Source organism: Chryseobacterium sp. CFS2 (assembly GCF_036543225.1).
GTDB lineage: Bacteria > Bacteroidota > Bacteroidia > Flavobacteriales > Weeksellaceae > Chryseobacterium > Chryseobacterium culicis_A.
This window is the reverse complement of sequence record NZ_JAZHQU010000001.1, coordinates 123689-136431: the sequence shown is the minus strand read 5'-3', so window position 1 is coordinate 136431 and position 12743 is coordinate 123689. Positions and strand designations below refer to the sequence as shown.

The window sequence follows — 12743 nt, the reverse complement described above, 5'->3', positions numbered from 1 at the left end:
ACAGTCAAATTACAGAGTATATGAAATTCATTCATCAGATTGATCCGTCAAAATTTATTTTTTTTGAACTTTCTCATGCTCCGGCTAATTATCTGCACCGTTCACAGCGAGCCCATTTTTTTGAGATTATCTGGATGAAAGATTACAAAAGAGGAGAGGATCATAGCAATGAAGAAGGGGGTTATATATACTTTATTCCTCCGTATCGTAGTACAAAACCGGCGGTGGAAGATAAGAAAGCTTGTATAATAGCTTTTGATAGAGAATATTTGGAGGAAGATAACCAGGAATATGCCCTGGATGTTTTCAATCTTTTCAATATGCATGGCCAGCTTAGTGGTTTTACAATAGACCGTAATACTGCAGAAACTTTACAGCACCTCACATTATTGATAGAGAAAGAATATAATAATCCGATGGGAACCTATTTGGCTTTAAAAGCACTCTTGAAAGTTCTCTTACTGAATCTCATCCGCATCAACCAACATTATTTTTTGCATCAGGATCTCAATCAGAAACGGGTTTATCAATTCATTATGTTGATGGATAAACATTATAAAACAGAACGTAAAGCTGACTTTTATTCTAACAAAATGGGAATCAGTGAAAAACGGATTAATCAGATTCTGAAAGAAAAAATGGATCGTACACTTACACAGCTGCTCCATGAAAGAGTAATTGTAGAGGCTAAAAGAATGCTTGTTTCCTGTGAATTGACCATCAAAGAAATTGCCTATCATTTGAATTTTGATGATCCTGCCTATTTCTCCCGGTTTTATAAAAAACATACAGGCCATACACCAGAGGATTTTAAAAATCAAATTACGGGTGTGTGACATTGAAAAGGCTTATGTTTTTCTCATATTTCCAGATTGTGCCATTGGATTGGAAAATAATACAAGTAAACTTAGGGGTGTCCGATTTAATTTTGTTTCAGGATTCAAAGCCCAACAGCTGAAGAGTTATTTTATAAATCTAAAAAATAATTGAATTATGGAACTTACGAAAGAAGTGGAACAACTTATGTTTAAGAATATCGACAGCCTTTTATCTCCAAAACCTATGTCCCTGGAAGCAGGTATCAAAAGATTGGAAAACGGAATGCTGCACGTAGCGATGAGAAATGTGATGCCCAACTGTAAAGGGAAGATGCTGGATTGGTGGTTTACCTATTTTGAAACAACTGCAGACCTGAAGTTATGGCATCCACATGATCATGTGCTACATAGCGGCTGGGACAGCAAATGGATCAAGAATGAAAACTATATCGGAGCTACCATACATGCCACAGAATCATTGGGAGAAATACCTCCTGTGCCGGCAGTGATTAAGTTTCATCATCCTGCAGAAATTTTTAATCCTGAAATTTTGGAGCAGGCATATACAAATAAAGACGTAAGTGCAGTTGTATATGCCAGAATCGGTTTTGGAGAAAATACTCCTACTGATCGCAATGGAGATCCTATGGATGGATATATGTTTCATGTTGTAAGAGATACGCCACAGGGATGTACGCTGAGAAGTCACTTTTTTCTGGGTGCGTCAAGTGCCGGAAGTAATGATCCATTATCGGATGAGATAGGGTTTGGATTGATGGAACATTGCTACTGTGAATTTACGTATCTGGCACAAGTTCTTCCTTCTCTTTATTATGCTGAAAATACAAGAGGTGATAAAGCTCCTTTTCTTTGGTAAATTCTATAATGATGGACTGATTCAATATTTTTTTAAATTTTAAGAAAATAAATTTAAGATACGTTTAAAAGGTCTGTCGGTGTGTTGTTGATCGCAAATTATTTAATAAACAGATGTTTATAAACTGGAAATAATAATTTCTGCTTGGATTAATGGATATGGCCTGCCATTTTTTTGGTTTTGCACCTATTTTTTTAAGTAAAAATGTAGTGGAAAATTTGGATTTAGTAAAAATGTTTCTATCTTTGCAGTCCCTTAAATAAAGGGATTTACTGGAAAAAGTAAGTGGCCGACTCGGTAGCTCAGCTGGTAGAGCAATACACTTTTAATGTATGGGTCCTGGGTTCGAATCCCAGCCGGGTCACTTCATATGGACAAATCATTTCTTAATGGTTTGTCCTTTTTTTATTTGAAACAGATGTTGTAATTAGAGGGAATATTATTAAACAGATCTGGTGATATATAATTATTTAAAATCTTCAACCAGAGAGAAAAGCAATACTAATTAATAGGGTCATGAGATGCTCTGGCTGAAGAAAAGTAAATATGTTGTAAGAAGCTGATCTCTTTGAAGTGGAAGTGGAATTATGAAATTACTTCTGCTAAACTATTATTTAATGATACAGTTGTCTAAATAATGGATACGTCATAGATACATCACGGATACATCATTCCATAGATAATAATAAAATTTATGAGAGTTATTAGGGCTTTTCTGAAAAGAATGGATAACTGAAATACTTTAGCTTTCAATGGTAATCAATTCTTTTAGCTAAACTTTGTTGTTGATTTCCATAACTCATTAAAGTTTTCTGAAAAACAGATATAAATCGATATTTGAGGGGATATTTAATTTCTTTCTGAGACGGTTTTTTTTCGTCTGTACGGATCGATGTTGCATAAAAGTATTACAGGCTATTTCTTTTGAAGACAGGCCTAACCATATCATAGCACACAATGAAAGTTCTGATTTTGATATATTGGGATTCAGCAATCGAATTTTTTTTACCAGCTCAGGATGTACTTCCTTAAATTTAGAGATAAAGAGCGTATTATTTTCCTGAGCGAGTTTAATAAGATCATTATTTACTCCATTGGTTGTAATAGATTCCGGTTTGTCTTTTATATTTTCAACAGCTTTATGTTTGGAGGTGAAAAGAAAGTTTTTTCTATATTTGAACAGACTGAAAAAAAAGACTGAAACAGCAAGACATACAATAATTAAATTATATATATGGACTGTTTTTTTTGTTTTTGCCTGTAACGTTTGTTTGTTCATAGCCTTCTCTGCCGATAAATTTATACTTTGATTCCATTCATGGCTTAAACTGTCTTTTAGATTAGTATATTTTTGAAGGTATATACGCTCCTTATTTTTATCCTTTAAATGTTCATAGGTTTCTGCTATTGTTTTATAAAGAAGTGGTATGGTATAAATTTGTTTTGTTTTTTCTAATATTTCAACAGATTTTTTATAATATTCAAGGGCCTTTTCGTACTCTTTATTTTGTGAGTAATAATTGCCGCCATAATAATAGGTCATTCCCCTTTGTATATTCCAGTATTCAATTTTTTCTAACATGAGGAGAGCCTGATTAAAATAATAAGAAGACGAATCAGGTGCTGTTTTTTGCTTTGAATAATAATTAGCAATAAGACATTTGATAACAGGGCTTGGTTTTATTTTTAGCGCTTTATGTAGGTATATCAGAGAAGAATCAGGGGTTTTGTTATAAAGAAATTCAGCTCTGCTTGCATAGATGCTGGATAAATTTTTTTTCTCAGCAGGTTCTGTGATCTTTCTGCCAAAATATATAGCCATAGAATTATATTGTAATGCTTTAGAGTCAAGCCCAATAACATAATTAAACTGTCCATACTCCTGATATAATTTACTGTATAAATAAAAACTGTTACTATTTTTAATTTTCTTTTCTGCGAGTTGCAGATATTGTAAACTGGTATTGTACGCCCCTAATGTTCCATAAATAGTCCCAATATTAATATACCCTAAAACCTCTCCTTTAAGATAATTTTGCTGTTTGCTTACGTTGATAAATTTCTCGTTTAAAAATAGGAGTTCTTTATTCTTGCCTAGTAACCGTAATTTTTCATTTTCATTGATTAAAATGCTGTCTATATCTGAGTGCAAATAATTTTGAGAGTATATACAGCTAAAAAAAGATAGACATGTAACATAAGCTATTTTAGTCGGAAATAATTTATAGTTTGTTGGGAACATATTGGCTTTTAACATATCAAAATGGTTCTGTTTAATAATTTTTAATAATTGCACTTATCTTTAAAAAAGTTATTTCGGATAATAGCCTTTTTAAAGAGTATTTATTTAATCTTTATCAGCTGGATTTGGGCTTCTTGGTTTAAGTATTCAAAATTTGTTACTCCACCTTTCTTATATTCCCAGTTATGAAATTAATAGTTATAGTAAACCAACAAACTCATCATATGTTCGGATGATTAAAACTTTATGTTGATTTCTAGAAATTAAATATTAAATCTATTTAAGTAAAATGAATTATGAGTACGAATTCCTACTTGAGGATAAATCAACATTATACTATTAAGTTATATTGAAAAATTATGTTTTTATCCCTTTAAAATCTAGTGTAAAAATACACAATAAAGATTTTTTTCAAGAAAATTATAGTACATCATTGGCATATCATTTCATTGTTTTGATTTAAAAAAAAATAGGCATAATGAAAAAAAATTAGGTAATATATTTTTTTGATTGTGAACTTGTTCTCTTTGTTAATTACTTGTAAATGTGTTTGTTAATTTGGTTTTAAGATAGCCTAATACGCTTGATGTATGTTTGATGTACGTTTGGTGTATATTGAAAAAGCTCAATTGTTTCGTCTGTGTTTGTGATTGAACACCGTGTATTTATGATGGGTTGTGATTTTTGAATAGAATGTATTTTGGGTGTATGTTGTTTTGTTTTTCATTGGGTGTTAATTGTATTTTATCCTGATAAACAACTGTCATTTCCATCCCCAAATCTTTATTCTGGAAAATCTCTTTTAATTAAAATAATGTCAAAACATTGTCAACTGTTTAAATAGAAAAAATGAAAAAAACAGTATTGTTCTCAATCGATTTTCTTGCTTCTTTATGTGTTTACAACTGAGTGTTAATATAGCAGCTCCTATTAAAACTCTTGATGTGGATGGGGAAGTTAGGCTCAGGCTTTTTCCAAATGTTCAGAATATTCTAATGAGGTTAGCAATGTTGCTTTTGATGATATTCCTATTTATTATCCTGATGTAGGTCTATTTGTTATTTATACTATAAAGTAAAGCAGACTAACTTTAAAAAGATACATCTAACAAAAAGTGCTATTGTATGTGTCTGGTATTTAATAGTTTTGCATGTTTGGTGTATTTTTGATGTATATTTGATGTATGTGTTTTTAGAGCTTGGGTTGTTATTTTTTTTGCAAATTTGTATAAAGCTAAATCGTAAAAGTATACACTCAAATGATTGTGGAAAATAGTATTCATAAACAGTTAAAAAAATTGTCTGAAGGATTCGTTTTTTTAATTTAATCTCTCTAAAAGCCATTAATGAAAAAAAAACTTATTCTTTTAATTTCCAGTTATATTATTTGGTCTTGCAGCGCACAGACAGAAACTAATACATTCACTATACATTCTTCCCTTATATTCTACAAAATAGCAGACAATTATTTTGTTAAAAATAATTATGACAGTAAAGAGTTTACTGAAAAGGTAATATCAACAGAAAACGAATTCAATCAAATTTTTGATAGGGCTTCTATTATGGGAGAAAAGGGAAAACCAACTCCCGGTGACTTTTCAAAAGAAAATGTAATGGTCTTACTACATCCTGCAACGAATAGATCCGTTGAACTCATTCCTTTAAAACTTGAAAGAAATGAGGAGGATCAAACAGTTTGTTATTACAAAGTAAGAATAGGAGAGCAAAAAGGTTTTGAAAGAAAACCCAAGCTGATAATTATTGTAAATAAGGATATAGACAAAGTCCTTTTTAAAAAGGTTGAATCGTAATCGTAATATTATTTATGTGTGTTTTCAAACCGAAAAACCTTACGCCAACTTCCTAATAATATTTCTCATCATGTATTGTTCAGCAAACATTAATAAAGCGTTATATTGTCTTCTTTTTGTCTTTTGTTTTACAAGGCTATTTTCTCAGAAGTATACTTTAAGGCAGCTTGATACTCTTTTGATCAGGAAGAATGAAGAACTTCGTACCAAAATATCAAACAAGGATTTGATCCTTTGGAATGAAAATCTTGTAAAAATCTCAATTGAAAATAATTATCCTAAAGGAGAAGCCTGGGGATATGCCAATATTGCCAATAGGTTGTGGCTCATAGGAGATTTCAAAAAAAGTTTGGATTATTTAAATAAAGCGGTAGAAAAATCTAAGAATATTAATGATGATTTTCTTGAAGGTAAGATTAATCAGGAATTTGCCCAGGTTTATAGTGCGATGAAGCTTAGTAAATTAGCTCTGGATTATAATTTGAAAGCGATGAAGTATGCTTTGAAACTCAAAAAAGATAATCAGGACTGTCGTTTTTTTTTAAGATATGTATACTCTACCCGGGCCTCTTATTTGGCTGAACCTTATCAGGCTGATTCTTCTCTTATTTATCTGAAGAAAGCTGTAAGGATAGAAGCAAACCCTTTGGATGTAGCGCATATAGCAAGATATTATATTTGGGATAATAAAAATATGGATTCTGCAAACTATTATTTTAAAAAATCCTTTATTCTTTTAGAATTTAAAAAATTTAAGCATAACAAGTACCAAAGAGCAGTAGTTTTACATAATTATGGAGAATTCCTGGAAACTCAAAATAAGAATAGTGAGGCCATTGATACTTGTAAAGCGTCATTAAGATTGGCAAAAGAAGTTGACAGACCTAAATTGATTCTCAATAACTTTCAATTATTAGCCGACCTTTACAAAAAGATCCATGAACTGGATCTTGAAAATGAATATTTAAATAAGGCAACTTCATTGAAAGATAGTCTGGATAATAACCAGAATAAAGCTGTTATTCTGGCCATTGATAGCATGGAAAAGAAAGAACTTGATGAAAAGAGAAAAACTCAAAATAATGCTTTATTATATGGAAGCATCTCTGTAATAGTAATTTTCCTGTTATGTACTTATTTCTATCTGCAAATCAAAAAAAAGAAGGCCAAGCTTATACAAAGTAATGAGATAATTATTCAAAAAGAAGAGGAAACAATAGATTTAAAAAGAAAACTTAGTGAAAACCACGAAACTATAATTCAACTTGCCAGGGATAATAGTATTGGTTTTTTAGCAAAATTTCAAGAAGCATATCCGGAAGTATGCCAGAAACTTCAGATGGTTAATGCCAAACTTACTAAATCTGATTTATCATTTTGTGCCATGATATGGCTTGGATTTTCTTCAAAAGAAATTGCACAATGTACTTCTATGGAACATAGATCTGTACAGACAAAAAAATATAGAATACGTAAAAAACTAAACATTGATACTGAAACAGATTTGTATTATTTCATCAGATCAATATCCCAATTTTAAGGTAATGATAATGAATGGAATCGATCCTGCATGTTAATCTATATTGTGGTTCATAAAGACCCAAATACAAATGATAAACATTGCTTTAAGGGATCCAAAATGAATTTAATAGACTATATAATACTTCAAAGCAGATTAGAAACACACTATTTTGTAACTTGAGCTCATAGTATAAACAATGAGCTTTACCTTTTAATTTAACGGTGAAATTATGACTATTAATTAGGGGTGAACCTTAGTTTAGATACTTCATATACATCTTCTAGTGATTCTTCAAAGATCATTTTGCCAGCTCTAAGCTAAGTATTCTAATAAAGGGTTTGGCCTCCGATTGTATTGTTCATCTGTTTCTTGATCTATAATTTAATTATTCTGTTGTTCACGATTGTTTTAATTGTTTGCTATTCAGTGTGTTTTGTTTTTATAGTTGGTGTTTTGGCTAAAGCATTAAAACTTAGTTCTTGCTTTTCTGGGGGCAATTTTGTAGGATTGAGACGGATATTTAATTACAAACTCAGTAAACTATGGAAGCTTTTTTGTCTTAGAAACTCTACAGTGGCTTTTGGTGTTGATTATAAATGATGTATGTGTGATGTATGGCATATGTTGCATGCTGTATTCATGTTGTATCCGCCTGGTTGTAGGCCATACAGGTACGATTTACTTTTGTAACCTTAATTAATTTAAATCAATATTTATGAAAAAAATTATTTTAGTAGGTTATGTTCTGTGTTCTGCTATGGCTAGTTCTCAGGTGGGTATTAATACCGCAACTCCTACTAATACCCTCGATGTTAATGGTACCACAAGAATCCGGGATCTAACCTTATTAACCAGTCCTACAATTTCTGCTCTGTATGCTGATCAAAATGGTGTTTTAGGTACAGCTAATATTGCTCCTCAATCTCAGGTAGCTTTTTATACAACTGCCAGTACGATGTCTTATAATGCAGCAAATTATAATACAGGAGCTACTCAAATCGTTCAGATACAATCTTCTCATGCGGTACTGAATACTATTGGAACTACAGTTTCCACTATTGGGCAGGTTACTATTGGCCAAACAGGGAATTATATGTTGTCCGGATCTGTAGCTCCTTCTCTTACAATAAACAATGATGGAGACGGATATGCTTATATGGCTGTTAATCTTGAAGTCAGCACTGATGGAGGATCATCCTGGACATCTGTAACTGGAGGCCGTCCAATGTTTCCCAGAGTGGGAGTTGGGGTCACAAGAATTTATTCTTTCACAATGGCTCCTGTAATTAAATCTTTGAATGCAGGAAATCTGATCAGAGTGATCTTTTATAGGACTAAAGATGGAGGAGGTACTCTACAAGGATCTTCTATGAGTTCAATAGATCTTAGTTTTGGTTATGGTTCGCCCACCTATACATTAAGTCTTAACAAATTATAAATTACCAATGTTGTATATTAATTATTTATATGATGAATAAAATTTTTTAAATCAAATGAAAGTTTATTGGTTTTATTTATAGATGTAGTGAACTACAGCAGTAGGGGTGCAATTGAAGAATTGCATCTCTTTTCATTTTAGAAACCTTCAGTTATTAATTACAATTATTATTGAATCTGTTTAATAAACAGGTATTTATAAATGGGGAATTGTGATTAGAATTTTTGTTCATTACTATCGTCTGCCATTTTTTTGTTTTGCACCTTTTTTTTGAATAAAAATGTGGAGAAAAATTTGGATTTAGTGAAAATGTTTCTATCTTTGCAGTCCCTTAAACAAAGGGATTTACTGAAAAAAGTAAGTGGCCGACTCGGTAGCTCAGCTGGTAGAGCAATACACTTTTAATGTATGGGTCCTGGGTTCGAATCCCAGCCGGGTCACTTCATATGGACAAATCATTTTTTATAATGGTTTGTCCATTTTTTTGTTCATAATTTATTATTTTTTCTCCATGGAAATACAAGTTCAAGGAGATGTTTGAGGTTAATGATTTAAAAGAAAAGCATTTAATTGACCTACTACATTTTCCCAAAGCCTGTCTTTCATATTTTTTTTGAAAAAACCAAAGTGGTCAATTCTCTTCAGTCCTAATTCTGAAGGAACTAACTTTGTGAAAGTAATTTCTTCTTTACTGTCAATATGCTCCCAATAAGATTCTGTATTTTTCTGACTTGATATAGTGTCGTCTATGGTCCAATATAAATGAACAGGGAATGTATAATTCCTGAAATGCCCAACTGGAACTGTTTTGCCATAAAACTTAGCATCGAAGAAGTAATTTTTCTTTTCCAACCAGCTGCGCCATTCATACACTACATTTTTAGGCAGATTTTCCATTAATCCAAAGGTTTTAGCTTTTACATATCCTGTCATTAAAATACTTATAGGGGCAAAAAGGTAAAAGTAAAAATAAGCTTTCATTCTGTAAGGCAGTGGCATATTCATATAATAGCCTGCTGATACGGCGAAATTGATCATTCCTTTTACATTATCCAGATTTTTCATAAATCCGATTTGCTGCCCGCCAGCACTATGCCCAACAATGATAAACGGAAGTTCGGGAAATCTTTCGTTCAGAAAATCCTTGATAGCAGGCATATCTCTTACTCCATAATCTGAAAATTTAAATTCACAGGTCTTTAAATTTCCGGAAAAAGAATCTCCGCTTCCCCTGTAATCCCAAAGACAGCATAGGAAATCATTTTCAGCAAGATAGGTAAGAAATGACAGGTAAAATTCTTTCTTTGTTCCTGTACCACCGTTAAACTGGATTACAGCTTTTGGCTGATCCGGAATAAGGAGAATTCCTTTAAGCGGTATTCCGTCTTCACATATAGTTTCAAAGCTTTCCGTTTTCATGTTGTATTTAACTTAAAAATCATGGGCTGTCATTAAGATTTTTTACAAGGATCTGGTCTTAATGCAGAATTACATCTCTTTTTCAGGTTAAATTTAGCAAATGCAGGAATTCATTTATAATATTTAACTATGCAGTACGTACTAGGTTTCTAAACGAAGTTTTTTGAATGGTTGGAAATTTTTATTCAGACCTGATATTTCATGGTGATGTTGCTGATATTTTCAGTTGTGGGAGATTTTATTTCCAGAAATCCCGCTTTTTTATATAGTTTATAAGCTTTGTCATTTCCCGGAGTAACTTCTAAAAGAATTTCAATGCCATGATATGTATGAGAGGCTTCCTCAATAACTGCTTCAAGCAATCCCTGTCCAATATTTTTTCCCTGAAATTCATTTTTAACATACATTTGATAAATATTTCCGGTATTGTCCTCACCCTTCACAAAGCTGCAGATCCCTATAAGTGCTTCATCTGTAAAAGCTCCAAATACAAATCTTTCTTTGGTCTGCTCTTCAATATGGCTTTCCATTGGAAATTTTTCAATTTTCAGGGCTTCCTGATAGTTGGCTCCAAATGAATCGGGGAATTTTTCCAGACTTTCCAACCGGATGGTTCTGTAGATTTTGCTTTCCTCAGGAAGAAGTTTTCGAAAGTTAATATTTTTCATGGTGATCTTATTTGTCATTTTCATTTATATCCAATACAAAGGTGTGGATTATTTTGGCTTCCTCTTAAATTTATCACTGAATTTTAATTAATTTCATTAAAATTTGTAAACCTGCTGATCAATCTGTAACAAATTTCTTTTTAGATAGTCTTATTAAAAACAAAACATATACTTTTGATCAGAAATACTTACCTAAGTGGTCTGTAAATTTTAAAAAAGTATTCGTTTAAGGGGGAAATCACATTGTTTTATTTGAATGTTACATTTTTGCAAAATAACCTGTTTATTTCATAATGAACATGATAAAATATGTATATTTATAACACATATTGGGGAATAATATTGAAATAACGGTAGATAATTATCAACTTATTTGTAAGAAAATGAATAGGTAGATATCTGGATATATAAGGAAAAGTGGTGGTGATGGGAAAAATTAACTGGTTCATTTTTAAAAATAAAAAGACATATCCGAAGGGTATAAAGAATATAATAACCTTTAGTATCTGCATGGGGTTATTTCTGTGTCTATTTTCATGTCATAGCGAATCCCATACTACTGAAAGAGAAGATTTTGATGTTTCCTTATTGACTCAAAGTTCTGAACTTCAGTTGTCTGGTGGATATGAAGCCTTTGCCCAGCTTAATAAAAAATATCTGAAAAAGGCAGTCAAAATGAGGTATCCAGCAGGGAAAGGGCTCTGCTATCTGAATATGGCAAGTGTGAATGTCTCAGCTGGAAATTATGATAAAGCCCGATTTTTTTTCAATAAAGCAGAAAAAGATCTGATACCTTCTGAAAATGCATATCATAAAGCGACTTTCTATGATGATTACAGCCTGTATTATTCTCATCTTAAAATATATGATAAGGCTATAGCGTGTAATAATAAAGCATTTTATTATTTTAAACAGGTAAAAAAAACAAAACTCACTGATAAGCTTCTTCCAAGACTTTATGTAAACAAGGCTATTTATTATGCATGGAAGGGATGGTTTGGGACGTCTTTAAAATGTTTTACAAAAGCCAATGTGCTGGAAAATTCAGCGTATACCAATTGTATGATGGCACAGTATTATTTATTTACCCATAAACCTGATTCTGCAGGAATATATATTGCCAGGGCAGATGAAAAAATGCTTAGTCAGAAAACAACAGATGTGGAGTCACTTTGGGTGTATTACACCATGGGATATTATTATAATGATGTTGATAATAGTGAACAGGCAGAAAAAGCGCTTAAAAAAGCACTGGAAATCAATATAAAAACAAGACGCACTTACTCCTCCCATATAAAAGAGGTTTATAAGGCTCTTGCAGAATTATACAAGAAAAAAAATGATGGTGGAAAGGCCTATTTTTATCTGAAGAAATATATGGAAGAGGAAGGAAGATCTGATGCTGCACGATTCGCTGCAATGAATAAAACGACTGAAGATTTTATTTCAGAAGTAAAACAGGAATCAGATTGGCATAAAAATGATCTTCCGCTATTTATCGCGCTGTCAATCACCGTTCTTACCGTTTCAGGAGTATATGTCAGGAAGATGATTGGCGGATTACGAAAGAAGAAGAATACTTTAAAAGAGCAAACCGATGCATTGAAAAATCATGTCCAGACAAAGCAGCGGGAAGAAGTGATTGAACTTGCTAGAAGGAATGACTCTTCTTTCTTGTTGAAATTCAAAGAATTGTATCCCGGATTTATAAAAAACCTTTTGGAAATCAATCCGGATCTTGAAAATTCAGAGCTCGCTTTCTGCGCCATGTTGAAATTACGTTTTTCTTCTAAGGAGATTGCGGATTATACTTTTGTACAGCACAAATCTGTTCAGCAAAAAAAATACAGGATAAGAAAAAGACTGAATATTCCCGGAGAAACAGATATTTATGACTTTTTTGAAACGTTAACAGAATAAAAAATATATCACAATAAAAGCAGCAGGAT

The 12743-nt window shown here is 32.0% G+C and carries 9 protein-coding genes and 2 tRNA genes; 8 read left to right on the top strand and 3 right to left on the bottom strand.

The features are described 5' to 3' along the window. Positions 1-20 precede the first annotated feature (20 nt). The 3 genes from ODR02_RS00630 to ODR02_RS00620 all read left to right on the top strand — a co-directional run bounded on the left by ODR02_RS00630 (position 21) and on the right by ODR02_RS00620 (position 2059). Complete coding sequence (locus ODR02_RS00630; protein ID WP_309511308.1) at positions 21-836, top strand: helix-turn-helix domain-containing protein; 816 nt, start codon at positions 21-23, stop codon at positions 834-836. 157 nt (positions 837-993) lie between these two features. Then, positions 994-1695 (top strand): DAPG hydrolase family protein, encoded by a 702-nt coding sequence (locus ODR02_RS00625; protein ID WP_309511307.1) that lies wholly within the window; start codon positions 994-996, stop codon positions 1693-1695. A gap of 291 nt (positions 1696-1986) precedes the next feature. Continuing rightward, positions 1987-2059 (top strand) — tRNA-Lys (locus tag ODR02_RS00620). A gap of 438 nt (positions 2060-2497) precedes the next feature. Here ODR02_RS00620 and ODR02_RS00615 read toward each other — a convergent pair. Next, entirely contained in the window at positions 2498-3952 is a 1455-nt protein-coding gene (locus ODR02_RS00615; RefSeq protein ID WP_309511306.1) for a tetratricopeptide repeat protein, read from the bottom strand. A gap of 1330 nt (positions 3953-5282) precedes the next feature. On the opposite strand from ODR02_RS00615, the gene ODR02_RS00610 reads away from it, so the two are divergent. The 4 genes from ODR02_RS00610 to ODR02_RS00595 all read left to right on the top strand — a co-directional run bounded on the left by ODR02_RS00610 (position 5283) and on the right by ODR02_RS00595 (position 9147). Next, complete coding sequence (locus ODR02_RS00610) at positions 5283-5747, top strand: hypothetical protein (RefSeq protein ID WP_309511305.1); 465 nt, start codon at positions 5283-5285, stop codon at positions 5745-5747. A 70-nt stretch (positions 5748-5817) separates the two neighbouring features. After that, positions 5818-7287, top strand: a complete 1470-nt coding sequence (locus ODR02_RS00605) for a transcriptional regulator (protein ID WP_209784889.1) — start codon at positions 5818-5820, stop codon at positions 7285-7287. 697 nt (positions 7288-7984) lie between these two features. Continuing rightward, complete coding sequence (locus tag ODR02_RS00600) at positions 7985-8707, top strand: hypothetical protein (protein WP_309511304.1); 723 nt, start codon at positions 7985-7987, stop codon at positions 8705-8707. A gap of 367 nt (positions 8708-9074) precedes the next feature. After that, positions 9075-9147: transfer RNA gene (locus tag ODR02_RS00595), tRNA-Lys, on the top strand. Between the two features lie 103 nt (positions 9148-9250). Here the strand turns inward: ODR02_RS00595 and ODR02_RS00590 are convergent. Both ODR02_RS00590 and ODR02_RS00585 read right to left on the bottom strand, forming a co-directional pair. Continuing rightward, the gene (locus ODR02_RS00590; RefSeq protein WP_309511303.1) at positions 9251-10126 is read right to left on the bottom strand and encodes an alpha/beta hydrolase family protein; all 876 of its coding nucleotides are present in this window, start codon (positions 10124-10126) and stop codon (positions 9251-9253) included. A gap of 185 nt (positions 10127-10311) precedes the next feature. After that, the gene (locus tag ODR02_RS00585; protein ID WP_309511302.1) at positions 10312-10794 is read right to left on the bottom strand and encodes a GNAT family N-acetyltransferase; all 483 of its coding nucleotides are present in this window, start codon (positions 10792-10794) and stop codon (positions 10312-10314) included. 510 nt (positions 10795-11304) lie between these two features. Between ODR02_RS00585 and ODR02_RS00580 the strand changes: the two genes are divergently transcribed. Continuing rightward, entirely contained in the window at positions 11305-12714 is a 1410-nt protein-coding gene (locus tag ODR02_RS00580) for a tetratricopeptide repeat protein (RefSeq protein ID WP_309511301.1), read from the top strand. The last annotated feature ends 29 nt before the right edge of the window (positions 12715-12743 follow it).